This is a genomic window from Sphingomonas sp. UYP23 (assembly GCF_054059235.1).
In genome coordinates this window covers 2,633,251-2,659,817 of record NZ_JBSSBX010000001.1, presented here as the reverse complement: position 1 = coordinate 2,659,817, position 26,567 = coordinate 2,633,251, and the positions used below count along the sequence as shown (strand labels likewise).

The following is a 26,567-nucleotide window of genomic DNA, read 5'->3' as shown; positions in this document are numbered from 1 at the left end:
GTCGGCGGTGAGCGACGCCTATCTCGGTTCACGCGGTGCCGGGCTGGCGAGCGCGTCGATGGGGCCGTGGACGACCGACGGCGCGGCCGTGACGACGCCGTTCGTCAAGGTGCCCGGCCTGATCAGCACCGCCTGTACGACCAGCGGCAAGTTCAACTATCTGGCGGTGTCGGTGAATGCCAAACCGACCGACAAACGCACGCAAACGATCGTCGGCGATGTCGTCGTCGGCCGGCGGACGCTCACGGAATGGGGGCTGCACCTCATCGACATGCCTGTCGCGATGGGCGATCTGGTCGAATTGAGTGATGCGCAGGCCAAGGTGTGGGCGGGCAGCAGCCGATTTCAGCGGGACAGTGAGACCAGCCGGCCAAGGTGTTCGACCAAGGCGGCGGTGTTCGCGGCCCAGGTAAAACGCGCTGCTCCCTGCCGCACCAGCGCGGGCGGCAGCGGATTGGCGAGCATTGCTGCGATCCCTGCGGCAAACGCCCGCGGGGTCCGATCGACGATCCGGCCATAGGCCGGATCGGTCACGACCTCGCCCGCGCCACCCGCCGCGGTGATGACGATCGGGGTGCCGCACGCCAGTGCTTCGACCCAGGCGTTGGCGAGCCCTTCGGACGCCGACGCCAAAGCCATTACGTCGGCCGCGGCGAGCAGACCGGGCAAATCGCCATGCGGGACCGCGCCGAGCAAGCGCACCCGATCCGCCACGCCCAGCGCCGCGATCTGCGTTTCGAGCGCGCCGCGCGCGGGCCCTTCGCCCGCAATCAGCACCGTCGCGTCGGGGAGCGCAGCGGCCGCATCGATCACCACGTCATGCCCCTTGCGCGCGATCAGCGCCCCGACCGCGACGATCAGCGGCCCGGTCACGCCGTAGCGCGCCTTGCCGACGCGGCGATCGCGCGGCGCGAAGCGGTCGAGATCGACGCCGGTATGGTGGACGCGGATCCGCTCGGCCGGAATGCCGAGCGCGATCATGTCGGCGCGCATCGCGTGCGAGACCGCCAGAGCGCCATCGGCGGCCTGCCCCGCAGCGACGACCTGCGCGCCGGTCGCGGACGCGGTGCCCCAATGGTGGATATCGGCGCCGCGTGCCTTGATCGACACCGGCACGTCAAAATGCCGGCCGAGCGCGACCGCGGCGGGGCCGTCGGGAAAGAAGAACTCGGCATCGATCACGTCGAACGCGAAGTCACGGCGAACCCCGGTGAGCAGCGGGATCAGCCGCCGGGTCAGGGCGGCCGCGTGGAACCGCCCCGCCGTACCCGGTAGGGTTGTGAACCGCGGGCGATAGGTCGTCAGCCCCTTCCACCTCTCGCACTCGGGCAGCGCCGCGAGTGCGGCATAATGCGCATGGCGCGACAGCGGCCAGGGCGGCAACCCGATCGGCGCGACCAGCTGCAGCGCGATCCCCGGATCCGCCGCCAAGCCCAACGTCTGCCGCTCGACGAACACGCCGAAATTGGGGCGCGAGGCATCGGGGAATAACGATGACAGGGTCAGGACGCGGAGCATGTCCGCTGCGCTAGCACGAGAGTGTAAAGGTCTTCTCCCCTCCCGACCCGACGAGGGGAGAAACGATCGGTCAAATCCGCTTGTCGCCCGGATAGGCGAGCAGCAGATCACTCTCGTCATCAGCGGATATTTCACACCGCCCGTTCAGCAGCAGGCACTCGCCAGCCTTGAACGCGACGCCGTCGACGACGCCGGCCCCCGTCACCGGCACGAACCACCCCGGCACGCCGTCCGGCAACGCGATGACACGGTGGCCGCCAGCGAAGCGCTCGGTCACGAATTTGGGCCCTTCGGACAGAATCTGATGGTCCTTGCCGTCGGGGGCAGGCGTCGGCAATGGCACGAACGGCACCGGATCGGACACCTTGGTCCCCGCATCGAGGTGCAGCTCGCGGTCGCTGCCATAATCGTAGAGTCGATACGTCAGATCGACATTCTGCTGGACTTCGATCGTGGTGATTCCCGCGCCGATCGCATGAATCGTGCCTGCCTTGTTGTAGTAGAAGTCGCCTGCCTTGACCGGCTTCCAGTCGAGCAGATGCTCGATCGAGCCATCGAGCGAGGCGGCGCGCAGTTCCTCGTGCGTCATCGGCTCGAGCGTACCGATCGCAATCGTCGAATCGGGTTCGGCCGCGAGGATCAGCCACGCCTCGTCCTTGCCGCGCGGATAGCCGGCGGCCTGCGCGGCGGCATCGTCGGGATGGACCTGGACCGAGAGCTTCTCGCTGGTGAACAGATATTTGATCAGCAGCTCGGGTTCGCCGGCATGCGGCGTCTGGAACCACACTTCGCCGACCTTCTCGCCGCCGGGCGCGGGATCGGCAAAACCGGGCCACAAGGTGTGACGCCCCCAAGGCTTTTCGACGCGTTTGGTGGCGAGTAAGATAGCAGTCACGGTTCCGATTCTCCTGTCGAGGCCTGATACCGCCAACGCGTCGTCGCGTCCAAGCGATCCGTACGCGTTAAAAGGATTGTTCGCGCATCGGGGGTTGCGCTAAGGCTGACGCCAATGCGCACTCCCCTGCCCCGCTCGCCCTTTCTCCGCAGCCTCGCGATCGGTCTGATCGCCGCGACCGCGCTCACCACTACGGGGTGTGCGCGCAACAAGACCAAGGGCGACATTCCCTATGTCGCGCGCGACGTCGGCACGCTGTACACCGCGGCAAGAAAGCAGCTCGACCAGCGCAACTACAAGATCGCCGCGGCACTGTTCGACGAGGTCGAGCGGCAGCATCCTTACTCGGTGTGGGCGCGCCGCGCGCAGCTGATGAGCGCGTTCAGTTACTATCTCGCGCATGATTACACCGCCTCGATCCAGTCGGCGCAGCGCTTCCTGACGGTCCACCCCGGCAACCGCGACGCGCCCTACGCCTATTATCTGGTCTCGCTCGGCTATTATGAGCAGATCAGCGACGTCACGCGCGACCAGAAGATCACGCAGCAGGCGCTCGATTCGCTCGGCGAGCTGATGCGTCGCTATCCCAATTCGCGCTACGCCGCCGATGCGCGGCTGAAGGTCGATCTCGTCCGCGACCATCTCGCCGGCAAGGAAATGGAGATCGGGCGCTTCTACGAAGTGCGCGGGCAGTGGCTCGCCGCCAATGGCCGCTTCCGCAAGGTCGTCGAGGAATATCAGACGACGACGCACGTGCCCGAGGCGCTGATGCGGATGACCGAGACCTATCTCGCGCTCGGCGTCCCCGACGAGGCGCGCAAGTCGGCCGCGGTGCTGGGCGCCAACTATCCCGGCACGCAATGGTATGAGCGCGCGTACAAGCTCAGCAACGAGCATCCCCCGGTTGCGGTCGCAGCGCTGGCGCCGGGCCAGTTGATCGTTCCCGACAGAACCAAGCTGGTCGACTCGATCCCGGGCAAGAGCAACGACGTCAAGCGCGACACCAGCGCGGCTGCCCCGATCGGCGGCGGGTCGGGCACCAACCCGGGCAACCCGAACCCGGGCAACTGAGCCGCACCGGCACCGGTTCGCTTGAAAAGAACGTTACCGGAACGCGGTCAACTCGGCTAAAGGGCAAGGCGACCCCATGCTGATCTCTCTGGCCATTCGCGACGTCGTGCTGATCGAGGCGCTGGACCTGCAGTTCGGGCAGGGCCTTGGCGTGCTGACCGGCGAGACGGGCGCGGGCAAATCGATCCTGCTCGACGCGCTCGGGCTCGCGCTTGGCGCGCGTGGCGAAGCCGGGCTCGTGCGGCAGGGGGCGACACAGGCGATTGTCACCGCGACGTTCGACACGCCCGCCGCCGACGGCCCGATCGTGGCATTGCTCAGCGAAAACGGGCTCGAGCTGGATCCCTGCGAGCCGCTGATGATCCGCCGCATCGTCAAGGCCGATGGCGGCAGCCGCGCCTTCGTCAACGATCAGCCCGCCTCGGCCGGCTTGTTGCGCGAACTCGCGCCGTATCTTGTCGAGATCCACGGCCAGCATGACGATCGCGGCCTGCTCAACGCGCGCGGCCATCGTGCGCTGCTCGATGCCTTCGGGCGAGTCGCGGCGGGATCGACCGCGGCGAGTTACAAGGCGTGGCGTGAGGCGGAGGCTGCAATCGCCAGCGCCCGCGCGACGATCGATACGGCGGCGCGCGACCGCGAATGGCTCGAACATGCCGTCGGCGAATTGCGCGCGCTTGCGCCCGAGCCCGGCGAGGAAGAAGCGCTCGCCGATCGCCGGCGCACGATGCAGCGCTCGGAAAAGATCGCCGAGGATTTGCTCGCGATCGAGAATTGGCTCGAAGGCTCGGACGGCGGGCTCGCGCAGCTGCGCCAGGCGGCGCGCGTGCTCGAACGGATCGCGGAGGATCATTCCGCGCTCGCCGATGCGCTCGCCGCGGTCGATCGCGCCGTCATCGAGGGCGCGGTCGCCGAGGAGCGACTGCGCGAGGCGAAGACCGATCTGTGGTTCGATCCCGCCAGCCTGGAGGATGATGAGACTCGGCTGTTCGAGCTTCGCGCGATGGCCCGCAAGCACCGCGTCCAGCCCGACGAGCTCGCCGATCTGGCGAGCGAACTCGAGGCCAAGCTCGCAGCGCTCGAGGCGGGCGAAGAGGGCCTTGCCGCGCTCGAGGCGAAGCTTGCCAAGGCACGCGCCGCCTATGACACCGCGGCCGCCGGACTAACCAAGGCGCGCACCACCGCCGCGCTGCAACTCGACGCCGCGGTGAAGGGCGAACTCGTCCCGCTCAAGCTCGATGCCGCGCGCTTCCGTACGGTGGTTGCCCCCGCACCGCCCGAGGCGTGGTCGGCGGCAGGCAAGGATCGCGTCGAGTTCGAAATTTCCACCAACCCTGGTGCGCCCTTTGCGCCTTTGGTCAAGATCGCATCGGGCGGCGAGCTCTCGCGCTTCATCCTCGCGCTGAAGGTTGCGCTCGCCGAGCAGGGTGGGGCTGCGACGATGATCTTCGACGAGATCGACCGCGGCGTCGGCGGCGCCGTGGCGAGCGCGATCGGCGAGCGACTCGCGCGGCTCTCGACCGCGACGCAATTGCTCGTCGTCACGCACAGCCCGCAGGTCGCGGCGCGCGGCGGGCATCATCTGCTGATCGCCAAGCGCCACGACGGCGTGGTCACGCGCACCGGCGTGACTGCGCTCGACATCGACCAGCGCCGCGAGGAAATCGCACGGATGCTGTCGGGCGCGACGATCACGCCAGAGGCGCGCGCGCAGGCGGAACGGCTGATCGAGACGGCCTGAGGGACTCCTCGAAGCCCTCTCCTTCGTCACCCCAGCCTTGTGCCGGGGCCCACCGTGCGACGCAAGCTGGGCGGGCAGGATGCGCGGCACGGTGGACCTCGGCACGAGGCCGGGGTGAGGGCTAGGGTGCGCTTCGGGGTAGGTGCCCCCCCTAAAATGGCATCGTCACCGTGAACATAACGCCCTTGTCGTTGTTCCGCCCTTGGGCCGCATAGAGATTGCCCCGCGCGCCCTTGCCAAGATCGATTCCGATGCCCGGTCCGCCGACCTCGGCATATTTTTCCGGCAGCGGGTGCACGCGATACTGTTCGCCCGCATCGCGCTTTCCGCACACCACGATGTCGCGCGACGGCTCGGCGCTCGAACACCCGCCGGGATGCCAGCGCGCCGGCAAATCGACACCCACGCGCCGATCGTCTTGAGGGTCGGGCGGCACGCTCGTTTGCAGCGCCAGCAGCATTGGCAAGATCATCGCATCCAACTCCGCCTCGTCGGACTGATGCTACACACAACCAGCAACGCGTAAAGCCCGCGACATTTGCGGAACACTCTGCTATGCTTGTCGCATCGCGCGGTTCCGTTTGAGCGACGCGCGACTGAGAGACCCCCTGCGCTCCCGCTTGCCTTGCGTCGGACGGGCGTTCTGGTTCTTGTGTTTACCCTGTTTCGTCACCTGCCCGCTGCGGATTTTCCGCGCGCGGGTGACACCGCCATCGGATGCGCCGGCCGGGGCCGGACGTCGCATCCGTCTTTGATCTCGGCCCCACTCCGGCGCTTTCGCATGATCTGCGCGGCGATCCGGCACTAAGGAATACACTATGGCTATCGGCACCGTTAAGTTCTTCAACGCCGACAAGGGTTACGGTTTCATTGCGCCTGAGGGCGGCGGCGGCGATGCGTTCGTCCATATCAGCGCGGTCGAAGCCGCCGGTATGGCGACGCTCGATCGCGACCAGCGCGTTTCGTACGAGCTGGAAGAAGATCGCCGCGGCAAGGTCTCGGCCGTCCGTCTCGCCCAGGCCTGACGCGATTCGGGGTGTCGCCAACCGGCGGCACCCCTTTTGATTTGGCCCCTCCCTCTGCCAGGAGACCTCCGACGAACACCACCGCCATCTTCTATCGCGACCGCGCCCGCCAGGCCGAGTCCGAAGCTGCCACCGCCACGCTCGACAACGTCCGCACGCGCCATCTGCGCGCCGCCAAGGCCTGGGACGAAATGGCGACCCGCGCCGAAAAGACCGCCGAGCGCAAATCGACCAACGAGGAAGCCAAGCTCGCCGCCGAGATGACCGAGGATGACGACGAGGTCGTGACCCCCTAGCGGTGGATCGCCGTTAGCGACCCCGTTCGGGCATCGCGACCCGCGCAACGCGTGTCGCGTGCTCGACTTGATTGGCCCCAGCACACGGTAGGTACGACGGCGATCGTTTCCGTTCTTGCACCGACGCGTTCGGGTAAATCCGACAGTTGCCAAGACCGCCTCGGTATATGTCGTCGACACACGTGCAGTACAGCGCCATCTCCGCCGCCGCCCGGGCTTGCATTGCCTTGTGGGAAAAGCACAATTTCCAAACGGCGCCGTCTTGGCTACGCGTCGCGGGATGGACGCACCCACGCTTCGCACTGAGCGACTCATTCTTGCAGCGCACCGTGCCGACGATCTCGATGATCTCGCCGCAATGTGGGCACATCCCGCCGTCTATGAGAAGATTGGCGGCATCCCCCGTCCACGCGAAGAGGTTTGGATCCGCCTGCTGCGTGCCATCGGCCATTGGAAAGCCCTCGGATACGGCAACTGGGTGCTGCGGGACCATGTCGGTCGCTTCATTGGCGAGATTGGGCTGATGGATGCGCAGCGTGCGATTGATCCACCGGTGCGCCTGCCGGAAATGGGGTGGGTGATCGCCCCTGCAGCACACGGCCGTGGCTATGCCGGAGAAGCGCTACAGGCGATCCTCGATTGGACCGACCGACAAGGGCTTACCCGGACCACCTGCTTGATCGAACCCGACAACGATCCGTCGCTACGCCTGGCGTCGAAGCTGGGATATGCGTTTGCCCGCGCGGCGACCTACAAGACGCGTCCGATCTTGCTTCTCGAGCGATAACACATTCGGTTTGGCGGCGCGATTTCGCGCGTCTTGATCGGTGTCGGCAAAGGCGGCGGCCTACCGCTACCGTCGGCGATCGTCACAGCCGTTTCGAAACCACACAGCTCCGTTTTCCGTCATTCGTTCTCGCGAGGACGACACCACGCCTTGATGCCGCCCCCCGCTCTCCGGTAACGCCAAGCGCATGAGCGCTCCCCTCCCCGCCACCGAAGCCGAAGCCGCCGCCGAACTCGCGCGGCTGGCGGAGCAGATCGCCTATCATAACGCGCGCTATCACACCGATGACGCGCCCGAGATCAGCGACGCCGACTTCGATACCCTGCGCGCGCGCAACACCGCACTCGAGGCGGCCTTCCCGCAGCTCGTTCGCGCCGATTCGCCAGCACTTCAGGTCGGTGCCGCGCCCGCCGCGCATCTCGCCAAGGTCGCGCATGCGCGGGCGATGACCAGCCTCGACAATGCCTTCACCGACGAAGACGTCGCCGAATTCGTCGCGCGCGTGCGGCGCTTCCTCGCGCTGCCCGACGATGCATCGGTCGACCTCACCGCCGAGCCCAAGATCGACGGCCTGTCCTGCTCGCTGCGCTACGAGCAGCGCCGGCTCGTCCAGGCGCTGACCCGCGGCGACGGGCAGGTCGGCGAGGACGTCACCGCCAATGTCGCGCACATCCCCGACATCCCGCAGACCCTCCCCGCCGACGCGCCCGACATTTTCGAGGTGCGCGGCGAAGTCTATATGGCGAAGGCCGATTTCGCCGGCCTCAACGCCCGCCTGCTCGCCGAGGCCGAAGCCGCCGGCAAGGAGGCGCGGCAGTTCGCCAACCCGCGCAACGCCGCCGCCGGGTCGCTCCGCCAGAAGGACGCCGCGGTCACCGCGACACGCCCCTTGCGCTTCTTCGCCTGGGGCTGGGGCGAGACCAGCGCGCTCCCCGGCGAGACGCAGAGCGCCAACGTTGCCAAACTCCGCGACTGGGGGTTCCAGGTCGCGAAAGGCTTTGAGCACGCCGCTACGACCGACGCCGCGCTCGCGGTCTATCGCGATATCGAGCACCAGCGCGCCGACCTCCCCTTCGACATCGACGGCGTCGTCTACAAGCTCGACCGGCTCGACTGGCAGGCGCGGCTCGGCACCGTCGGGCGCACCCCGCGCTGGGCGATCGCGCACAAATTCCCCGCCGAGCGCGCCGAAACCACGCTGACAGCCATCGACATCCAGGTCGGCCGCACCGGCGCGCTGACCCCGGTCGCGCGGCTTGCCCCCGTCACCGTCGGCGGCGTCGTCGTCACCAATGCGACGCTCCACAATGCCGACGAGATCGAGCGGCTCGGCGCGCGCGTCGGCGACCGCGTCGTGCTGCAGCGCGCGGGCGACGTCATCCCACAGATCGTCGAAGTGCTGACCCGCGACGAGGAGCGCCCCGCCTTCGCCTTCCCGACCGCCTGCCCCGAATGCGGCTCGCTCGCCGAGCGCGGCGAAGGCGAGGTCGTCGTGCGCTGCACCGGCGGGCTGATCTGCCCGGCGCAGCGCGTCGAGCGGCTGATCCATTTCGTCTCGCGCCACGCCTATGACATCAGTGGCCTGGGGCTGGTGCGGATCGAGGATTTATTCCGCGACGGGCTGATCGGCTCGCCCGCCGACATCTTCCGGCTGCACGAACATCGCGCGTCGCTGGTGACGCGCGAGCGGATGTCCGAACTCGTCGTAGACAAACTGCTCGCCGCGATCGACCTGCGCCGCCAGATCGGGCTCGACCGCTTCCTGTTCGCGCTCGGCATCCGCCATGTCGGCGAGATCACCGCGCGCGACCTTGCGCGACGCTCTGTGTCGATGGCGGCGTTTTCCGACATGATCGAGCGCGTCCTCGCGGTGCGCGCCGCGACGGTGCCGGCGCTCGGCGAGACCGAGGCCAAGTTCATCGTGCGCCGCGGCCGCGTCCTCGCCGACGCGATCGAGACCGCCGGCATCGGCCCCGAGGTCGCCGACGCCTTGCTCGAATTCTTCGCCGAGCCGCACAATCGCGACGTGGTCGAGTCGCTGCTGCACGAAGTGACGCCGACGGATGTCGTCCATCAGACCCGCGAGTCGCCGGTCAGCGGCAAGACCGTGGTGTTCACCGGCAGCCTCGAAACGATGAGTCGCGACGAGGCCAAGGCTCAGGCCGAGTTGCTTGGCGCGCGCGTGGCGGGATCGGTTTCGGCCAAGACCGATCTCGTCGTCGCGGGTCCGGGCGCGGGATCGAAGCTGAAAAAGGCGGCGGATCTGAAAGTTAAGGTGATCGACGAGGCGGCTTGGGCAGAGATCGTCGCCGCGGCGCACTAACTCCCCACGATCCCGCGTGCCAAACTGTGATGCTAATATGCAACGGTTCACCAACGTTTTTAACGGCAGATGAACAGTCTGCATGACTTGTCATCGAACAGAAATATAACACGTGCAGGGGCTCCGATCGACGGAGCGTGACGGCCACAGGCCGAGCGCGGACGATCACGATATTCTGTGGGGAACAAGCATGAACACGAAGCTATTCACTGGCGTGGCGTTTGCCGCGCTCCTGATTCCGGGCGCAGCCTTTGCACAGTCGACGGGTTCGACCGATTTCGACGGCGGCACCGACATCGTCGTCACCGGCACCAAGGCGAACAAGGGTGGCATCACCGTTCCCGACGTCCCCAAGACCCGGATCACCGTCGGCGCTGACACGATCAGCCGCCAGCGCCCAGGCCAGACGGTCAACGAGATCATCAATCTCGTCCCCGGCGTCAGCTTCCAGAATAACGATGCGACCGGCGCGGCCGGCGGCACCTTCACGATCCGCGGTTTCGACAGCTCGCGCATTTCGCAGACGCTCGACGGTATTCCGCTGAACGACACCGGCAACTACGCGATCTATTCGAACCAGCAGCAGGATCCCGAGACACTCGACTCGATCAGCGTCAACCTCGGTTCGACCGACGTCGACAGCCCGACCGCTTCGGCCGTCGGCGGCACCGTCAACATCCGCACGCGCAAGCCGACGCAAGAATTCAGCGCGATGATGAGCGGCACCTACGGCACCTATCTTGGCCAGGGCGACCCGCTCAACCGCTCGATCTTCCGCGTTTATGGCTCGGTCGACACCGGCGAGATCGCGCATACCGGCGTCCGCGCCTTCTTCACGGGGTCGAGCATCAGCGCCGACAACCCCTTCAGCAACTATTCGCGGCTGAAGAAGCAGCAGTATAATGCGCGCATCTTCAAGGATCTCGGCGACAATGGCGACTTCCTGTCGCTCGCCGGCCAGTGGAACGAGAACCGCAACAACTTCCTCGGTTCGGTGCCGCTGCGCAACGATCTGACCAACGGCGCATTCGCGCGCGTCGTCGGCCCGAACTCTTCGAACCGCGCACCACTCACCGGTGCAGAGCGCTTCTACAGCATCAACTATCCGTGCGTGATCGGTGGCCCGACGCCGACCGGCGCGACCGCCGGCGCCGCTTGCGGCACCGAGTTCGACCGTCGCTTCAACCCGTCGAACACCGGCAACGTCCGCTTCGGGTCGCGCTTCACGCTCACCCCGAAGCTCGTCCTCACGCTCGACGGCAGCTATCAGTACACCAAGGCCAATGGCGGCGGCACGGTCTCGCTGCTCGAAGGCTGCGGCAACCTCGGCAGCACGACCAACCGCGCCTGCGGTCCGAACAGCGTCCTCGGCGTGATCAACACGACGGGCAACACCGGTAACGGTTCGCCCGGCGGCTTCGGCTATTACACCGGTCGCGACCTCAACGGCGACGGCGTGATCAGCCCGACGACGAGCGTGCTGGCGATCGCCCCGAGCCAGACCCAGACCCGCCGCTTCGTCGGCGTCGCCGGTCTCGCTTACGAGTTCGACGAGAACAATCGCGTCCGCATCGCCTATACCGGCGACTATGGCCGTCATCGCCAGACCGGCGAAGCAGGCTTCCTGTCGACCAACGGCACCCCGCTCGACGTCTTCCCGGTCAACAACGGCATCCGCGATGCATCGGGCGCGCTGATCGAGAAGCGCAACCGCAAGTCGCTCGCGATCCTCAACCAGGTCTCGGGCGAATATCGCGGCAAGTTCTTTGACGACAAGCTTGTCGCGGTCCTCGGCGTGCGTGGTACCTTCTTCCGCCGCGACCTGACGCAATATTGCTTCACGGTGGCTGCCAACACCAACGTGTCGTGCGTCTCGCCGAGCCAGACCGCTGCCTATGCCGCGGCGAACCCCTACACCTACTTCGCGCCTGGCGTGACGACGGTGAACGGCGTCAACCGTCCGATCGTCGCCGGCAGCTCGTGCGCGCAGCTGACCTCGGCCTGCGTCGTAGGCTTTGCCCCGCCGCAGCAGCGCATCAAGAACTACAACCGCGCGCTGCCCAACGTCGGGGTGACCTACAACTTCACCAGTGCCATCAGCATGTATGCGAGCTTCTCGCAGGGCCTGTCGGTGCCGAGCACGGACAACCTCTACAGCTCGTTCTACTACGCCAACGGCTCGCCGCAGTCGTCGCCGAAGCCCGAAACGACCGACAGCTACGAGCTCGGCGCGCGTTACACGACCGGCAAGGTTCAGGCGCAGTTCGCCGGCTGGTACACCAAGTTCAAGAACCGCACCGTCACCGTCTATGACATCGAGAGCGACAGCAGCGTGTCGCGCAACCTCGGCACGGTCGACAAGTACGGCTTCGACGGCTCGGTGTCGTACACCCCGGTTCGCAACCTGACGGCGTACCTGTTCGGTTCGTACCTGCACTCGAAGATCCGCGACAACACCGAGGCAGGCCGCACCGGCACGACGATCAACTACTTCCAGACCGCGGGCAAGCGCGAGGGCGGCTCGCCGACCTGGATGGGTGGTGGTCGTCTGCAGGGCACCGTCGGGATCGTCGATCTCGGCGCGCAGGCAAAATATACCGGTTCGCGCTTCGTCAACGACGAGAACCTGCCGGTCTACACCTGCACCGGCACTGTCTCCGGTGGCCTGTGCCCGGTGGCTTCGCAGAACCAGATCTACGGTGCGAAGATCCCGAGCTACACGATCGTCGACCTCGACGTTCGCATCAATGTCGGCCAGCTGCTCGGCAACAACCGCAAGACCTTCTTCCAGGTCAATGTCAGCAACCTGTTCGACAAGGTCTATATCGGCGGCCTGAGCGGCTCGAGCGGCTTTGTCGGTCTGCCGAACCGCTACTCGATCGGCAACGCCGTCATCGGCACGCCGCGCTCGATCACCGGTTCGCTGGTGGTCGCCCTCTAAGACTTTACACAGTTCGTCACGACGGCCGCCGTCCCCGCAAGGGGGCGGCGGTTTTCGTTTGAGGGTTACGCCTCGGCCGCAGCCTTGGCGTAGAGCGACTGGATCGGCCGCGCGAAGACGCGTCCGACCATCGGTTCGAAGAACGACAAAGGCGCGCTGTCATAGGTCGGGTCGAACGCCGCCTGATCGTATTTCTCGCAGAATTCGGCACACGCCTCGAAATGCGGATGCCCGCGATACTGCTCGCGCAGGTCGCGGTCGCCGCCGATGTAGTGGAAGAAGTAATAGCCCTGGAACACGCCGTGGGTGTTGGCGATCCAGTGCACTTCCTCCGACACGAACGGCCGCAGCATCGCCGCGCCGATCTCGGGATGATTGTAGGTGCCCAGCGTGTCGCCGATGTCGTGGAGCAGCGCCATCACGACATAGGCCTCGTCGCGCCCGTCGCGGTGCGCGCGCGTCGCGGTCTGCAGCGAGTGTTCGAGCCGGTCGACCGGGAAGCCGCCATAATCGCCATCGAGGAGGCGCAGGTGCGTCAGCACGCGGTTGGGCAGCGTTTTGGCGAACTGGCCGAAATGGCCAGCGATGAGGCTCCAGTCGGCCTGGGTGCCGTGCTCCATCGCGGTGAACTGCGCGCGGTCGCGCTGGTTGTTCATGGTGTCGCTCTCCTCTTCCTTCCTCCCGTCCCTTCCAGGAGGGGAGGCGCACGTCGTTGCGTGGTTACCGCTTGATACCTGACTTTGCGCATTGCGCCCAGCCGGGCTAAGACCTCGCCCATGCCCCTCTTCACCCGACCAGCGATCTTCTCGCGGCCCTTCTTCGAAGACAAGGGCCGCGCCTTCTGGACACTGCAGGCGGCGGGCTGGACCGGGTATCTGATCCTGCGCGGCGTTTCGAGCGTATCGAATGCCGCCGACGTGTCGGTCGTGGTGCCGGTCGTGATCGAATCGATCGTCGGCTACAGCATCACGCTGCTGCTCGCGACGGTGTACAATTATTACCGCCGACAACCGCGTTTCGCGATGGCGATCCTGACGATCATCACGCTCGCCGCCGCCACATTGCTCTATGCGGTGCTCGACGCCTTCTCCTTCTCGTTCATCAAGCTGCAGAGCCCCGGGCTCAATATCAGCCTGGTGCTCGGCACGATCTTCCTCAACTTCACCGTGCTCGCGGGCTGGACCGCGCTCTATTTCGGGATCAATTTCTACCTGATCGTCGAGGATCAGATCGACCAGCTCGCCACGCTCGAGAACACCGCGTCGTCGGCGCAGCTCGCGATGTTGCGCTATCAGCTCAACCCGCATTTCCTGTTCAACACGCTCAACTCGATCTCGACGCTGGTGCTGCTCAAGGAAACCGAGCGCGCCAATGCGATGCTCGGGCGGCTGTCGTCGTTCCTGCGCTACACGCTCGCCAACGAACCGACCGCGCATGTCACAGTGCAGCAGGAGTTCGAGACGCTGAAGCTGTATCTCGAGATCGAGAAGATGCGATTCGAGGAGCGACTGCGGCCGACCTTCGACGTCGATGTGCGCGTCGCCAAGGCGCGGCTGCCATCGCTGCTGCTCCAGCCGCTCGTCGAAAACGCGATCAAGTACGCGGTGACCCCCCAGGAAGATGGCGCCGAAATCGCCGTCACCGCGCGGCTCACCGGGGATCGGGTGCAGATCGTCGTATCCGACACCGGTCCCGGCTTGAACGAAACAAAGACGCGGCAGAGCGTTTCCCCAAGCCAGGCTCTTTCAACCGGGGTTGGCCTTGCCAATATCAGGGAGAGACTGGCCCAGGCTTACGGGCCGGACCATAGATTCGAGACGCGATCGATCCCGGGGGGCGGTTTCGGGGTCGAGATTGAAATCCCGTTCCAGCTCGAGGAACCGAAGAAAGAGTTTGCATGACGATCCGCACCATCCTCGTCGATGACGAGAAACTAGCTACCCAGGGGCTCGCCCTGCGCCTCGCAGCGCATGAAGACGTGGAAATCGTCGACACCTGCATGAACGGTCGCGAAGCGATCCGCGCGATCAAGACGCACAAGCCCGATCTGGTCTTCCTCGACATCCAGATGCCCGGCTTCGACGGCTTCTCGGTCGTTCAGGGGCTGATGGAGGTCGAGCCGCCGCTGTTCGTCTTCGTGACTGCCTATTCCGACCATGCGCTGAAGGCGTTCGAGACCGACGCGGTCGATTATCTGATGAAGCCGGTCGAGGAATCGCGCCTCGCCGACACGCTCGACCGCGTGCGCCAGCGCCTGACCGAGAAGCGCGGCGTCGAGGAAGTCGATCGGTTGAAGGAAGTGATCGCCGAGATCGCGCCCGATTCGGTCGAGAACCTCGCCGAGGGCGGCGAGCAGGTTTCGGCCAATCGCTTCGAGAAGCTCATCAACATCAAGGATCGCGGGCAGATCTTCCGCGTCGATGTCGACACGATCGAACGGATCGATGCCGCGGGTGATTACATGTGCATCTACACCGGCGACAACACGCTGATCCTGCGCGAGACGATGAAGGATCTGGAAAAGCGCCTCGATCCGCGGCGTTTCCAGCGCGTGCATCGCTCGACGATCGTCAACCTCGATCTGGTCAAGGAAGTGAAGCCGCATACCAACGGCGAATGCTTCCTGGTGTTGCAGTCGAACGCGCAGGTGAAGGTGTCGCGGAGCTATCGCGACGTCGTCGCGCGGTTCGTGCACTGATTTTCTACTCCCCTCCCCTTTAGGGGGAGGGGCTGGGGGTGGGGGAGGTCTCACCGAGACCAAAGACCGCAGTCACTTCCCCACCCCAACCCCTCCCCTGAAGGGGAGGGGCTTTAGCTAAGCTCAGCCTTCGGCGGTATCCGCATCCTCGGCCGGCCGCTCGAACCACGCCTCGACCTCGCCCGACAGCTTGAGCGTGAGCGGCTGGCCGTGGCGATCGACCTTCTTGCCGAGCGCGACGCGGATCCAGCCTTCGGAGCGGCTATATTCCTCGACGTCGTGGCGCTGCTGGCCCTTGAAGCGAATGCCGATCCCGCGCGCGAGCGCTGCCTCGTCATAATGCGGGCTGCGCGGGTTGGAGGACAGGTGGTCTGGGGTCTGATCTGTATCGGTCATGACCCGGGCTCATGACGCAAAACGCGGTCTCACGCCAGACACGAAAACGGCGCGGAACCGAAGTCCCCCGCCGCATTCCCCCACGCGGTAGCCAGTTTAGCGGCAGACGCGGACGTTGACCGGACGATCGTAATAGCCATCCCAGCGGCGCTCGATGAAGCAACGCTGCTCGTAAACCGGCTCCGCGTAATAGCCACGATAGTAGCCGCGATCACGGTAATAGCCGTCATTGTAATAGCCATCGCGATAGTAGCCGCGGTCGCGATAATAGCCACGGTCACGGTTCGACGCGAGCGCCGCACCAACGGCCAAACCGGCGATTCCCGCAACCACCGCGGTGCCGGCGCCGCCACCGCGACCATAATAGCCGCCATGGCCACGATACCCGCCCCAGCGCTGGGCCTCGGCGGGGGCTGCTGCGGTCAATGCGGTCGCGCCAAGGGCAAGGCCGAGACCGATCTTCTTCATCAAGTGGTTCATCTCGTATCTCCTCATTCCAAGCATTCCCCGTGCATCGCCAAATAACGCATCAGCGGGCTAGCTTGTTGCAACATGTATGCGAGTCGGTCTGAACGTGTCCGGAATGCCCCATTTATGGGGCGTTCACCAAGCGGTTTGCACCGTGCGGCCCTGCACGGTTGCGCCCGCGCCATCGCGCTGTATCGCCAGGGTTTCGGCCAGGGCGCGCGGGCGAACGACAAGAAGGTTCGGTGTAATGCAGTTTCGAGTGAGGCTTTTGGCGCTGGTGATGGCGGGCACGGGTGTTGCGGCGGGCGCCTCCCCCGCGGCTGCCCCGCGTGAGCCCGCGATCGTGCGGGTGCGCTTCGTCACCGCGGCAGGGCCGATCGTCGTCGCGCTCGATGCGCGCCGTGCCCCGGGAACGGTCGCCAATTTCCTCGCATATGTCGATGACGGTCGCTTCGAGGGCACCAGCTTCTACCGCGCGACGCGGCGCAAGACCGCTCCGAACACCGGGTTCGTCCAGGGCGGGATCGGCACCGATTCGCATCGGATGCTCGGCGTCGTCCCGCTCGAGCCGACCAACAAGACCGGGATCAAGCATCTCGACGGCACGCTCTCGATGGCGCGCTACGAACGCAGCGATTCGGGTTCTGGGAATTTCTCGATCATGGTCGGGGCCAATCCCTCGCTTGATGCGCGGCCGGGGTTTATCGGCTATGCGGCGTTCGGGCGGGTCATCGTCGGGATGGACGTGGTGAAGCGGATGCTCGCATTGCCGACGCTCCCGGGTGGCGACGGCGCGTTCAAGGGGCAGATGATGGCGAAGCCCGTCACGATCGTGCGCGCCGAGCGGCTCGACGGCGTGGCCAAGCCGACCGGCGGAATGAAGGTGTGGCAGATGCTGCGCGGCGTGAAGCGCGGCTGATCCGGCGACTCAGCCCGTCAGCGCGCGTCGCCGACCGCCCGGCGGACCGAGCCGCGGCTCCAGCTGACGAACGCCGATTCCTCCATCGGCGCGGCGATCGCATAGCCCTGCATCACATCGCAGCCGATGACGCGCAATATCTCGACCTGCGCCGGCGTCTCGACCCCCTCGGCGACCGCTTCGCAGCCAAGCGCGTGGATCACGCCCACCACCGCCTGCGCGATCGTCCGCGCCGCGGCATCGTCGGCGACGTGCGCGACCAGACTGCGATCGAGCTTGATCCGGTCGATCGGCAGCGCGCGCAGCCGCGAAAGGTTCGAATAGCCGGTGCCGAAATCGTCGATCGCGATCGTCGCGCCATCGGCGCGAAGCTGCTCGATCGCCGCCAGCACGGCATCGCTGCACTGCATCGCGAGCGTCTCGCTGATCTCGAGTTCGAGCAGATGCGCCGGTGCGTTCGCGCGCCGCAGCGCCGCGCGCAGCCCATGGAAAAAGTCCGCATGATCGATCTGGCGCGGCGAGACATTGACCGCAAGGCGTTGCTCGATGCCGATCCGGCCCCAGCGCGCAATCGTCGCGGCGACCGATTCGACGACCCAATCGCCGATATCGACGATCATCCCGGTCTCCTCGGCGCAGTCGAGAAAAGTCAGCGGCAGGCGCAGCCCCTCGCGCGGGTGGCGCCAGCGGAGCAGCGCTTCGGCACCGACGACGCGGCCCTGCTCGATGCTGATCTGCGGCTGGAAAACGAGCGCGAACTCGTCGCGGTCGATCGCCTCGCGCAGATCGCCCTCGAGCGTCGTGCGCTCGGCGATGCGGGCGGCGAGCTCGACGCTGAACGGCTCGGCGCGGCCACGCCCATTGCCCTTGGCATGATACATTGCGGCGTCGGCGGCGCGCATCAGGTCGGCGAGCGTGCTGCCATGGTCGGGGCATAGCGCCATGCCGATCGATGCGCCGATCGAGACATGCGTGCCGCCCAGCTCGAACGGCTCGGCCAATGCGCGCAGCACCGCGTGCCCCACGTCCGCCGCTTCGCCGGAATCGCCGATGGCGGGGAAAAACATTGTGAACTCGTCGCCCGCTAGACGGCCAATCAGCGGAGGCGCGGCGCCTGAGTCTGGCATGACACCGTCGGCCACCGCGCGCAGACGGTTCGCGACCATGCCGAGCAGAGCGTCGCCGCAGGCGTGTCCCATCGTATCATTGACCGTCTTGAAACGATCGAGATCGATGAAGAAAAGCGCACCCGTGCTTGGGACGCCGTTCGCCGGCACCGTCGCGAGCATCCGCTCGCACGTCGCGCGGAAATTGCTGCGGTTCGCCAGCCCCGTTACCGAATCGAACATGGCGAGCCGGTGAACACTGTCGAGATTGCGCGTCATCTGCGTGAACAGACCGTGCATCGCGCGCGCGAGCTGCGGCACCGCCTCGCCGATTTCGCCGGGGATCGGGCTGTCGAGGTCCCCCTCCCCGGCGCGCGCCATTCGCGCGATCGCGGCGTCGATGGCGCCGGCCGTCCCGGCGATGCTGCGTTCGGCCGAGGCCCAGCACATCGCGGCACAGACCACCGCCGGAATCAGCGCTCGCGCGATATTGTCCAGATCGACACCGCGTGCCGACGTTGCCAGCACAGCCAGGAAGAAGGCCACCGCCCCGGCGCACATCGCAAACACGACGGCGCGACTCTTGAGCGTGACCTCGTCCATTTTGGTGATGCGCGGCTCCCTGCCCGGCAGCGTGCGCGGGTTTGGCGTGACCGTGCCAGCAAAAGGTTAAGAGTTTTGCGCCGTCCGCAAGCGCTTGAGGACGATATATAAAGCACCCGCGCCGCCATGCCGCGGATGCGCCCCGCGCACCGCCGCGATCGCCGAGGAATGCCGCGATCCGGCGAGCCAGTCGCCGGTCGCGGCGCGGATCGCACCGCGCGCATGCGGGCGTTCGCTCGCCGGGCGCGGCGGCTTGCCGGTGACGAGCAGGATCACGCGGTCGCCCGCGCGGATCGCCGCATCGAGCGCGGCGTCGAGCAGATCATAGGCCGAATGGAGCGTGTGGCCGTGCAGGTCGATCGTACGGTCGGGCGAGACGAGGCCGCGCGACAGCTGGCGATCCCAGCTCCCGTCGAGCGTATTGCCGGGCGGCTTTGGGGGCGCGGCGATGGAAATGCCCTTGCGGCCAAGCGGCGGGACCGAGCCAACGGTCCCCTTGCCGAGCAACGCGCCGAACGATGGCACGGGCTTTTCGGGGAGGCGCATTGCCGGAACGGGGCGTCGTTCGACCGGTGGCGCGATCGGGACCGCCTTGGCGGCGGGCGCGACTGCGCGGAGCGGGCGGACACCTGCCATGACGCGGGCCCAGAGCGCGGCCTCCTCGGGGCGGAGCGGGCGCGATCCCACCCCTGTCAGCTCGCTGTCGCGGCACCCAGGCGCTGCAGCGTGCCGACCGGCAGCAGCAGGAACGCAATGCCGCGCGCCGCCATTCCGCCCGCAATCGCCGCCGCATCGGCGCCCGCGCCCCAGAAGGTATCGATCCGGTTGGCGCCCTTGATCGCGCCGCCGGTATCCTGCGCGATCCACAGACGGCTCGCATCGGCGCGGTCCATCGACAGCAGCACCGGCGCGCCGAGCGGCACGAAATGCGGATCGGCTGCAGCACTCACCCCGCCGGTCACCGCGATGCCAAGCGCGCCGAGCGCGGGTCCGGTCTGTTCGCGGAAGAACACGTAGCTCTTATTCTCGCGCATGATCGCGCGGCCCTCTTCGGGATGATCGTGCAGCCAGCCGACGATGCCCTGCATCGAGCCCTGCCCCGGCGCGAGCAGCCCGCGTTTCTTCATCAGTGCGCCGATGCCGGTGTAGTCGCGGCCGTTCTGGCTTTCGTAGCCGATCCGCATCACCGACCCGTCAGGCAGCCGCAGCCGCCCCGAGCCCTGGACCTGCAGGAAGAACAGCTCGATCGGATCGGCCGCCCAAGCGATGATCGGCGCACGGCCCTCGAGCGAGCCCTGCTCGATCGCAGTGCGGTCGTCATAGGGGACGAAGGTCTTGCCCGCGACGCGGCCGCGGATCTTCTTGCCCTTGAGCGTATCGCTGAACAGGCCGAGATCGACATCGACGAGATCGGACGGGCGCGCGTAGATCGGGACGTCGTATCCCGGCCGTCGATTCCGCGAGCCGCGAATCTCGGGCTCGTAATAGCCGGTCGCGAAAGCCTTGCCGTCGCCGACCTGCACCGCTTCGAAATATTGCGCGAAGAACGCACGCGCGCCGCCCGAACGGACGGTTGGCGCAGCGGCGCAGGCCGGCTGCCAATCCGCACCCTGCGTCAGGCCCGTGGCATCGGTACGGCGTTGCAGTGACGGACAGGTCGCACGGAAGGCGACGAGCGCGCGCTCGGCCTGTGCATCGTCGATCGGCAAGCTGTAGAGCGCCGGCCCGGCCACAACGCCAGCGCTGCGCGCGGTCGGCCCGGGAGCGGTCACCGCCTGAGTCGGCGCGATCGGCGTTGCCGGAACCGGGCGACGCACCGGAGTCTGCCCGTTGCCGATGGCCCGGGGTCGTTCGATCTGACCACCGCCGCACGCCGCAAGGAAAAGCGCCAACGCCGTTACGCCGACGGACTTTCCGTGCCGAAGGCTGGAAAGCGAAACCCGAACGTCCCCCCTCACCGCGATCACGCCTCGTCGGTGTCGGCGAGCTTCCAGTTCGGATCGCTGCTCTTGAGCGTCCGCGCGAAGGTCCAGGCGTCGTGCGTCTCGACCGCGTCGCTCATCGAGCCGGCGATGACGGTATTCTCGGCATCGCGCGTAACGGCAGCGATATCGGCGTCGAAGCGCACCGTGATGCGCGCGACCTTTCCCTCGAGCGTCGCGTCGGAGATCACCGCGCGCTCGATCGAGACCAGGCGGTTTTCGAGAACATGGCCGGCGGTGTTGCGGGCTTCGATCGCAACGACGAAGGCGTCGCGCACATCGTCTTCGGCAAGCCAGGCGAGTTCTTCTGCGTCACCCTTCCAGAACGCCTCGAGGATCATGCGATACGCCGCCTTAGATCCACCGAGGAAGCGTGCCACGTCGAAGCTGGAATCACCGGCGATGATCGCGCGGATTCCGGCCTCGGCCTTGGGTTCGACCAGACGGCTGGCGGGCTCGCGGCTTTCGCCGAGCATTTCGGTCGGGCGCTGCACGACGGTGAGCGGCGTACGGTCCTCGGCGGGCTTGGGCAAAGGCTGCTCATGCCCGGTGCGCTTGCCGAGCACCATATAGAGACGCAGCGCCAGAAAACCGGCGACCATCGCGAGGATAACAATCAGGAACACGCGGCCTCCGGGGCTTTCACTAGACAGGCTACATAAGCATAAATGGCCGATGTTTCAAACGACGTGATTGTACGCCGCGCCTGTCAAAGCCGTGGGCCGTGTGTTGAACTCGGTCCCACCCCCTGCTAGGCGCGCGCCTTCCATGCCACAACGCTGTGGCGACTATACGGCCAAAGCAAGGACGAGTTCCATGAGCGAGCAGGATGACGGCTTCATCTCCACCACGGTCAGCGGCGAGCCGCTGGCAAACGGGGCCGACACCACCCCCGCAGCGGGTCTGATCTCGCAATATGTGAAGGACTTCTCGTTCGAGAACCCCAACGCCCCGGCGATCTTCCAGAACCCGACGCCGCCGGCGATCGACGTGCAGTTCAACATCGCCTCGGCGCAGGTCGGCGAAGACGTTTACGAGATCGTGCTGCGGATCGAAGTCAAGGCCGAGGCCGAGGGCACCGTCGCATTCCTCGTCGACCTTTCCTATGCCGGCTTGTTCGGCTTGCGCAATTTCCCGCTCGAGCATCTCCAGCCCTTCCTGCTCGCCGAAGCGCCGCGGCTGATCTTCCCGTTCGCGCGGCGCGTGCTCGCCGATGCGGTCCGCGACGGCGGCTTCCCGCCGCTGCTGCTCGAGCCGATCGATTTCGGCGCGGTGTTCCTGCAGCAGCAGGAAGCCGGCGAAGCGTCGGGCGCGTTCGGCACGGCATAAGCCCCTTAAAGCCCCTCCCCTTCAGGAGTGGCGGGTGAACAGCGCCCCGCGCTGTTCAGGTCATGCTGGGGGCATGACCGACCCGCCACTGGGTTGGGGTGGGGACGTGGCCCCGTCGGCCTCTGCGAGGCTTCCCCCACCCCCATCCCCTCCCCTGAAGGGGAGGGGCGTACGTTGGATCGAGGGCAGCTCTATGAACCTCGTCAAATCCCTCGGCTCGGTCGGCGGGCTCACGCTCGTCAGCCGGGTGCTCGCCCTGCTGCGCGATTCGCTCGCGGCGCGCTATGTCGGCGCCGGCTTTGCGTCGGACGCGTTCAACGGCGTCGCCTTCCGCTTGCCCAACATGTTCCGCGCCTTGTTCGCGGAGGGCGCCTTCTCGGCCGCCTTTATCCCGCTCTTCAACAAGAAGGCGACCGGGCCCGAGGGCCTTCCCGCCGGCTACGCCTTTGCCGAGCGCGCGCTCGCCGTGCTGCTGCCGGTGCTGATCCTGTTTACGGTCGTAATGCTGCTGGCGGCGTGGCCGATCACCTATCTGCTTTCGGGCGGTTTTGCGCGCCAGCATCCGACGCACGAACAGTTCGCCTTTGCGGTCATGCTCTCGCGGATCACCCTGCCCTATCTCGCCTTGATCTCGCTTGCATCGCTGCTCGGCGGGATCCTCAATTCGCTCGACAAATTCTGGATCAACGCCGCGGCGCCGATCCTGCTCAACCTCGCGATGATCGGCGGGCTGTGGTTCTTCCACGGCGCCGACGAATATCAGACCGCGCGCGTCCAGGCGATCTCGGTCACCGTCGGCGGCGTGCTGCAACTCGCCTGGTTGATCTGGGCATGCCACCGCGCCGGCGTCGAGATGCGGCTGCGGATGCCGCGGCTCGACGCGGACGTGCGCGAGATGCTGCGCCTCATCGTCCCAGCCGCGGCCGGCGCAGGCGCATCGCAGATCAACCTGCTGATTTCGACCTCGCTTGCGGGCAGCCTGCTGGCATCGGGCTCGATCACCTACATCTATTACGCCGACCGGTTGAACCAGCTCCCGCTCGGGCTGATCGGAATCGGGCTGGGTACAATCCTGCTGCCGACGATCTCGCGCCTGCTGTCCTCGGGCCAGGAGGCGGCGGCGATGGAGACGCAGAATCGCGGGATCGAACTCGCGCTGTTCTTGACGCTCCCCGCGACGATCGCCTTCCTCATCGCCGCCGAGCCGATCGTCCGCGGGCTGTTCGAATATGGCAAGTTCGATGCGATGGACGCGAAGCGCTGCGGCTGGGCACTCAGCGCCTTCTCGATCGGCCTGCCGTCCTACGTTCTCGTGAAAGTGCTGACGCCGGGCTATTATGCGCGTGGCGATACCCGGACGCCGGTGCGCTATGCGATGCTGTCGATCGGGGTCAACATCGTCGGCAATCTCATCCTGATCCCGCTGATCGGCCATGTCGGCCCGCCGCTCGCGACCGCGCTCGCTTCAACGGTCAACGTCGCGATGCTCTACCGGACGCTCAGCGCGCGCGGGCATTTCGTCGCCGATGCGGGATTGCGGCGCAAAGTCCCGCGGCTGCTGCTCGCCGCGCTGCTGATGGGGGGGACGATCTATGCGTTCGGGCAATTGCTCGATCCGTATCTCGGTGGGCCGCTGATCGTGCGCTATGCCGCGCTCGGCGTGCTGGTCGGCGCGGGAAGCGCGGTCTATGGCGTGGCGTGCTTCGTCACCGGGGCGTATCGCATCGCCGACATCAAGGGATTGCTACGCAAGCGCGGCGCGACCTCCAAACCCGTTCAGGAATAACCCATGCGCGTCCTTTCCGGCATCCAGCCAACCGGCAACCTCCACCTCGGCAACTATCTCGGCGCGATCAAGCAATGGGTCGCGATGCAGAATGCCATGGCGGCGGGCGACGAATGCCTGTTCTTCCTCGCGGACCTGCACGCGCTGTCGCAGCCGGGCGTCCCGGCCGAACTGCATGCGCACACCACCGAGATGGCGGCGACCTTGCTCGCCTGCGGGATCGACCCGCAGCGCTCGATCCTGTTCAACCAGGCGCGCGTGCCGGCGCATTCGGCGCTCCACTGGATCCTGGGCGGCACCGCACGGATGGGCTGGCTCAGCCGCATGACGCAGTGGAAGGACAAAGCGGGCAAGAAGGGCGAGACACAAAGCGTTGGACTGTTCACCTATCCCGTGCTCCAGGCCGCCGACGTGCTGCTCTACCAGGCGACGCACGTGCCGGTGGGCGAGGATCAGAAGCAGCATCTCGAACTCGCGCGCGACATCGCGGTCAAGTTCAACAGCGATTATGGCGACACCTTCACGTTGCCCGAGCCGTTCATCTCGAAGGCTGCGCCGCGCATCATGAGCCTGCGTGATGCGAGCGGAAAGATGTCGAAGTCGGACCCGAGCGATGCGTCGCGGATCAACCTGGTCGATTCGGACGAGCTGATCGCGAGCAAGGTCCGCAAGGCGAAGTCGGATGCCGACGGCCTGCCGGGTGAGGTCGCAGGGCTTGCCGAGCGGCCGGAGGCGAAGAACCTCGTGACGATCTATGCCGCGCTTGAAGGCAGCACCCCCGACGCGGTGCTGGCGCAGTTCGCCGGACAAGGCTTCGGCGCGTTCAAGCCCGCGCTTGCCGATCTCGCGGTCGCGACGCTCTCACCGATCCGCGAGCGGCTGACGGCGCTGCTCGATGACCGTGCAGCAGTGAGTGCGGTGCTCGCCGACGGTGCTGCGCGGGCGACAGTGCTGGCAGCGCCGACGCTCGCCAAGGCGCAGGCAGCGGTGGGGCTGCAGGTCTGACCCCCTCTCCCAGCGGTCGAGGGAGCGAGCGGCGAGGCCACAGACGCGTAAGGATGACCGTTTAACGCCGCGGGCTCACTCTCGCCCGTCGCGCCGCTGTGCGGCGGGCCTCTTCCCGCTCCCGCAGGGAGCGGAATTTACCCCTCGAGCTCGCGCAGCAACACGCGCACCGCAGTGTCGATCTCGCGATCGGTGTCGCGCAGTTCCTCGATCCGGCGGACCGCATGGATCACCGTCGAATGGTCGCGCCCGCCGAACTTGCGGCCGATCTCGGGGAGCGAGCGCGTCGTCAGGCGCTTAGCAAGGTACATCGCGATCTGGCGCGGCCGCGCCACGACCACGGCGCGGCGTGCCGACACCAGATCGACCGGCTTCAATTCGAAATGCGCCGAGACCGCCTTCTGGATCTCGTCGATCGTGACGCGGCGCTCGGCGCCGCGCAGCACGTCGCCCAAGGTTGCCACGGCGAATTCGAGATCGACCTCGACCCCGGTCAGCTGCGCATAGGCCACGACGCGGTTGAGCGCGCCCTCCAGGTCGCGGATGCTCGCGGTAATCCGCGCGGCCAGCAGGTCGAGCACCTCGCCCGGCACATGCGCGCCGGGCATGTCGAGCAGCTTGCGCTCGAGCACCGCGCGCCGCAGCGACAGGTCGGAATTCTTGATGTCGGCGACGAGCCCGCACGACAGGCGCGACATGATGCGCGCCTCGACGCCGTCCAACCCTTGCGGGCAGCGGTCGGCCGAGATGACGAGGCGCTTGCCCGCGCCCATCACTTCGTTGATCGTATGGAAGAACTCTTCCTGCGTTGAATCCTTGCCGGCGATGAACTGGAGATCGTCGACCAGCAGCAGATCGGCCGAGCGCAGCCGCAGCTTGAAGCTGTGCGTGTCGCGGTTGCGCAGCGCCTGGACGAAATCGAACATGAAGCGCTCGGCCGACATCATCAGCACACGCGCCTCTGGGACGGCGCTAAGATAGGCCGCGGCGATCGCGTGCATCAGATGGCTCTTGCCCTGCCCGGTGCCGCTGTGAAGGAACAGCGGGCTGAAGCGCGGCACGCCGGGCTCGGCGAGCGCCTTGGCGGCATTGAAGGCGACGCGGTTCGAGGCATCGACGACGAAACGATCGAAGGTGAAGCGCGGGTCGAGCGTTGGACGATCGGCGATGACCACGGGCTCGGCGGAGACGACGGGCGCTGGCGCGGTCTCGACCTTGAGCACCGGCGTCGGGGCAGTCGCCAGGCCTGTCTCGATCGAGACGCTGCGCACGCTCGGCAGCAGTGCGCGGAATTCCTGGAGCAGCCGGTCGCCATAATGGTTGCGAACCCAGTTGGTCATGAACGCCGAGGGCAGCGTCAGCCGCACCGTCTCGCGCTCACCGCCCGCGACCAGCGCGATCGGCTTGAGCCATTGATCGAACAGCCGCACCCCGGCCGATTCGCGCAGATGCGTGCGCACCGTGTTCCAAGCGCGCGCGACGCTCTCGTCCTGCCCGCCGGCAAAGTCGGTATCGTGCGCGCCTACCCCCCTGTTCACCGTCAAGACCACGCCAAAACCTTTGCATTGCGAACCGCGGAAGGTCCCGCGCCGCTATAATTACGACAGACAAACTTCCCCCCAGGCGGAATCACGATCCGTCTGACGTTTGCTATTCAAAGTGAGTCGCGAGCCAGAAA

24 protein-coding genes are annotated in these 26,567 nt (G+C 66.5%); 13 read left to right on the top strand and 11 right to left on the bottom strand.

The features are described from left to right. Positions 1–345: 345 nt before the first annotated feature. On the bottom strand, positions 346–1,518 hold the full coding sequence (locus ACVWYO_RS13180; RefSeq protein ID WP_457351455.1) for a glycosyltransferase: 1,173 nt from the start codon (positions 1,516–1,518) through the stop codon (positions 346–348). A 70-nt stretch (positions 1,519–1,588) separates the two neighbouring features. Beyond that, a complete protein-coding gene (locus ACVWYO_RS13175; protein ID WP_457351453.1) occupies positions 1,589–2,413 on the bottom strand; it encodes a class I mannose-6-phosphate isomerase in 825 nt (274 codons plus the stop codon). A gap of 114 nt (positions 2,414–2,527) precedes the next feature. On the opposite strand from ACVWYO_RS13175, the gene ACVWYO_RS13170 reads away from it, so the two are divergent. After that, positions 2,528–3,484 carry an outer membrane protein assembly factor BamD gene (locus ACVWYO_RS13170; protein WP_457351451.1) on the top strand — a complete coding sequence of 319 codons (957 nt, stop codon included), beginning with the start codon at positions 2,528–2,530 and terminating at the stop codon, positions 3,482–3,484. Positions 3,485–3,560: 76 nt separating this feature from the next. Beyond that, positions 3,561–5,225 (top strand): DNA repair protein RecN, encoded by a 1,665-nt coding sequence (gene recN, locus ACVWYO_RS13165; protein ID WP_457351449.1) that lies wholly within the window; start codon positions 3,561–3,563, stop codon positions 5,223–5,225. A 151-nt stretch (positions 5,226–5,376) separates the two neighbouring features. Here the strand turns inward: recN and ACVWYO_RS13160 are convergent, their stop codons facing one another. Beyond that, a complete protein-coding gene (locus tag ACVWYO_RS13160; protein WP_457351447.1) occupies positions 5,377–5,685 on the bottom strand; it encodes a hypothetical protein in 309 nt (102 codons plus the stop codon). Positions 5,686–6,043: 358 nt separating this feature from the next. On the opposite strand from ACVWYO_RS13160, the gene ACVWYO_RS13155 reads away from it, so the two are divergent. The 5 genes from ACVWYO_RS13155 (at position 6,044) to ACVWYO_RS13135 (ending at position 12,597) form a co-directional block, all read left to right on the top strand. Continuing rightward, entirely contained in the window at positions 6,044–6,250 is a 207-nt protein-coding gene (locus ACVWYO_RS13155) for a cold-shock protein (RefSeq protein ID WP_010185321.1), read from the top strand. 41 nt (positions 6,251–6,291) lie between these two features. Then, the gene (locus tag ACVWYO_RS13150) at positions 6,292–6,546 is read left to right on the top strand and encodes a hypothetical protein (RefSeq protein ID WP_457351445.1); all 255 of its coding nucleotides are present in this window, start codon (positions 6,292–6,294) and stop codon (positions 6,544–6,546) included. A 115-nt stretch (positions 6,547–6,661) separates the two neighbouring features. Continuing rightward, a complete protein-coding gene (locus ACVWYO_RS13145; protein WP_457351443.1) occupies positions 6,662–7,333 on the top strand; it encodes a GNAT family N-acetyltransferase in 672 nt (223 codons plus the stop codon). A gap of 187 nt (positions 7,334–7,520) precedes the next feature. Next, entirely contained in the window at positions 7,521–9,656 is a 2,136-nt protein-coding gene (gene ligA, locus ACVWYO_RS13140; protein WP_457351441.1) for an NAD-dependent DNA ligase LigA, read from the top strand. Positions 9,657–9,846: 190 nt separating this feature from the next. Further along, positions 9,847–12,597: a TonB-dependent receptor gene (locus ACVWYO_RS13135; RefSeq protein WP_457351439.1), complete on the top strand. Its 2,751-nt coding sequence runs from the start codon at positions 9,847–9,849 to the stop codon at positions 12,595–12,597. Between the two features lie 65 nt (positions 12,598–12,662). On the opposite strand, the gene ACVWYO_RS13130 is transcribed toward ACVWYO_RS13135, so the two are convergent. Further along, positions 12,663–13,253 (bottom strand): HD domain-containing protein, encoded by a 591-nt coding sequence (locus tag ACVWYO_RS13130; protein ID WP_457351437.1) that lies wholly within the window; start codon positions 13,251–13,253, stop codon positions 12,663–12,665. Positions 13,254–13,373: 120 nt separating this feature from the next. Here ACVWYO_RS13130 and ACVWYO_RS13125 point away from each other — a divergent pair, with 120 nt between their 5' ends. Together ACVWYO_RS13125 and ACVWYO_RS13120 are read left to right on the top strand one after the other, a co-directional pair. Beyond that, the gene (locus tag ACVWYO_RS13125; protein WP_457351435.1) at positions 13,374–14,498 is read left to right on the top strand and encodes a sensor histidine kinase; all 1,125 of its coding nucleotides are present in this window, start codon (positions 13,374–13,376) and stop codon (positions 14,496–14,498) included. Beyond that, complete coding sequence (locus tag ACVWYO_RS13120) at positions 14,495–15,295, top strand: LytR/AlgR family response regulator transcription factor (protein ID WP_010185313.1); 801 nt, start codon at positions 14,495–14,497, stop codon at positions 15,293–15,295. The genes ACVWYO_RS13125 and ACVWYO_RS13120 overlap by 4 nt, the downstream gene beginning before the upstream one ends. A 123-nt stretch (positions 15,296–15,418) precedes the next feature. Here ACVWYO_RS13120 and ACVWYO_RS13115 read toward each other — a convergent pair whose 3' ends face one another. Both ACVWYO_RS13115 and ACVWYO_RS13110 read right to left on the bottom strand, forming a co-directional pair. Beyond that, positions 15,419–15,691, bottom strand: coding sequence for a DUF3297 family protein (locus tag ACVWYO_RS13115; RefSeq protein ID WP_457351433.1), 273 nt, complete (start codon positions 15,689–15,691; stop codon positions 15,419–15,421). 96 nt (positions 15,692–15,787) lie between these two features. Beyond that, complete coding sequence (locus ACVWYO_RS13110; protein WP_140850273.1) at positions 15,788–16,171, bottom strand: hypothetical protein; 384 nt, start codon at positions 16,169–16,171, stop codon at positions 15,788–15,790. Between the two features lie 235 nt (positions 16,172–16,406). On the opposite strand from ACVWYO_RS13110, the gene ACVWYO_RS13105 reads away from it, so the two are divergent. After that, entirely contained in the window at positions 16,407–17,078 is a 672-nt protein-coding gene (locus tag ACVWYO_RS13105) for a peptidylprolyl isomerase (protein WP_457351430.1), read from the top strand. 17 nt (positions 17,079–17,095) lie between these two features. Here ACVWYO_RS13105 and ACVWYO_RS13100 read toward each other — a convergent pair whose 3' ends face one another. From ACVWYO_RS13100 to ACVWYO_RS13085, 4 genes are all read right to left on the bottom strand, one after another. Then, a complete protein-coding gene (locus tag ACVWYO_RS13100) occupies positions 17,096–18,787 on the bottom strand; it encodes a putative bifunctional diguanylate cyclase/phosphodiesterase (protein ID WP_457351428.1) in 1,692 nt (563 codons plus the stop codon). 66 nt (positions 18,788–18,853) lie between these two features. Then, positions 18,854–19,423: a Smr/MutS family protein gene (locus tag ACVWYO_RS13095; protein WP_457354991.1), complete on the bottom strand. Its 570-nt coding sequence runs from the start codon at positions 19,421–19,423 to the stop codon at positions 18,854–18,856. Between the two features lie 56 nt (positions 19,424–19,479). After that, positions 19,480–20,679 (bottom strand): murein transglycosylase A, encoded by a 1,200-nt coding sequence (gene mltA / locus ACVWYO_RS13090; protein WP_457351426.1) that lies wholly within the window; start codon positions 20,677–20,679, stop codon positions 19,480–19,482. Between the two features lie 71 nt (positions 20,680–20,750). Further along, on the bottom strand, positions 20,751–21,395 hold the full coding sequence (locus ACVWYO_RS13085) for a Tim44/TimA family putative adaptor protein (RefSeq protein ID WP_457351424.1): 645 nt from the start codon (positions 21,393–21,395) through the stop codon (positions 20,751–20,753). Between the two features lie 190 nt (positions 21,396–21,585). On the opposite strand from ACVWYO_RS13085, the gene secB reads away from it, so the two are divergent. The 3 genes from secB to trpS all read left to right on the top strand — a co-directional run bounded on the left by secB (position 21,586) and on the right by trpS (position 24,889). Beyond that, a complete protein-coding gene (gene secB / locus ACVWYO_RS13080) occupies positions 21,586–22,098 on the top strand; it encodes a protein-export chaperone SecB (protein WP_457351422.1) in 513 nt (170 codons plus the stop codon). Positions 22,099–22,291: 193 nt separating this feature from the next. Further along, positions 22,292–23,884, top strand: a complete 1,593-nt coding sequence (murJ, locus tag ACVWYO_RS13075; protein ID WP_457351420.1) for a murein biosynthesis integral membrane protein MurJ — start codon at positions 22,292–22,294, stop codon at positions 23,882–23,884. 3 nt (positions 23,885–23,887) lie between these two features. Then, entirely contained in the window at positions 23,888–24,889 is a 1,002-nt protein-coding gene (trpS, locus tag ACVWYO_RS13070) for a tryptophan--tRNA ligase (protein WP_457351418.1), read from the top strand. 137 nt (positions 24,890–25,026) lie between these two features. On the opposite strand, the gene dnaA is transcribed toward trpS, so the two are convergent. Then, positions 25,027–26,427 (bottom strand): chromosomal replication initiator protein DnaA, encoded by a 1,401-nt coding sequence (gene dnaA / locus ACVWYO_RS13065; RefSeq protein ID WP_457351416.1) that lies wholly within the window; start codon positions 26,425–26,427, stop codon positions 25,027–25,029. Positions 26,428–26,567: the final 140 nt, after the last annotated feature.

Excerpts from the sequence above, each read along its gene's own strand:
- ACVWYO_RS13130 (WP_457351437.1), bottom strand. The coding sequence starts at position 13,253 with ATGAACAACCAGCGCGACCGCGCGCAGTTCACCGCGATGGAGCACGGC.
- ACVWYO_RS13100 (WP_457351428.1), bottom strand. The coding sequence starts at position 18,787 with ATGGACGAGGTCACGCTCAAGAGTCGCGCCGTCGTGTTTGCGATGTGC.
- ACVWYO_RS13135 (WP_457351439.1), top strand. The coding sequence starts at position 9,847 with ATGAACACGAAGCTATTCACTGGCGTGGCGTTTGCCGCGCTCCTGATT.
- ACVWYO_RS13095 (WP_457354991.1), bottom strand. The coding sequence starts at position 19,423 with ATGGCAGGTGTCCGCCCGCTCCGCGCAGTCGCGCCCGCCGCCAAGGCG.
- ACVWYO_RS13170 (WP_457351451.1), top strand. The coding sequence starts at position 2,528 with ATGCGCACTCCCCTGCCCCGCTCGCCCTTTCTCCGCAGCCTCGCGATC.
- murJ (WP_457351420.1), top strand. The coding sequence starts at position 22,292 with ATGAACCTCGTCAAATCCCTCGGCTCGGTCGGCGGGCTCACGCTCGTC.
- ACVWYO_RS13125 (WP_457351435.1), top strand. The coding sequence starts at position 13,374 with ATGCCCCTCTTCACCCGACCAGCGATCTTCTCGCGGCCCTTCTTCGAA.
- recN (WP_457351449.1), top strand. The coding sequence starts at position 3,561 with ATGCTGATCTCTCTGGCCATTCGCGACGTCGTGCTGATCGAGGCGCTG.
- ACVWYO_RS13155 (WP_010185321.1), top strand. The coding sequence starts at position 6,044 with ATGGCTATCGGCACCGTTAAGTTCTTCAACGCCGACAAGGGTTACGGT.
- ACVWYO_RS13120 (WP_010185313.1), top strand. The coding sequence starts at position 14,495 with ATGACGATCCGCACCATCCTCGTCGATGACGAGAAACTAGCTACCCAG.
- ACVWYO_RS13105 (WP_457351430.1), top strand. The coding sequence starts at position 16,407 with ATGCAGTTTCGAGTGAGGCTTTTGGCGCTGGTGATGGCGGGCACGGGT.
- trpS (WP_457351418.1), top strand. The coding sequence starts at position 23,888 with ATGCGCGTCCTTTCCGGCATCCAGCCAACCGGCAACCTCCACCTCGGC.
- secB (WP_457351422.1), top strand. The coding sequence starts at position 21,586 with ATGAGCGAGCAGGATGACGGCTTCATCTCCACCACGGTCAGCGGCGAG.
- ACVWYO_RS13160 (WP_457351447.1), bottom strand. The coding sequence starts at position 5,685 with ATGCTGCTGGCGCTGCAAACGAGCGTGCCGCCCGACCCTCAAGACGAT.
- ligA (WP_457351441.1), top strand. The coding sequence starts at position 7,521 with ATGAGCGCTCCCCTCCCCGCCACCGAAGCCGAAGCCGCCGCCGAACTC.
- ACVWYO_RS13110 (WP_140850273.1), bottom strand. The coding sequence starts at position 16,171 with ATGAACCACTTGATGAAGAAGATCGGTCTCGGCCTTGCCCTTGGCGCG.
- ACVWYO_RS13180 (WP_457351455.1), bottom strand. The coding sequence starts at position 1,518 with ATGCTCCGCGTCCTGACCCTGTCATCGTTATTCCCCGATGCCTCGCGC.
- ACVWYO_RS13115 (WP_457351433.1), bottom strand. The coding sequence starts at position 15,691 with ATGACCGATACAGATCAGACCCCAGACCACCTGTCCTCCAACCCGCGC.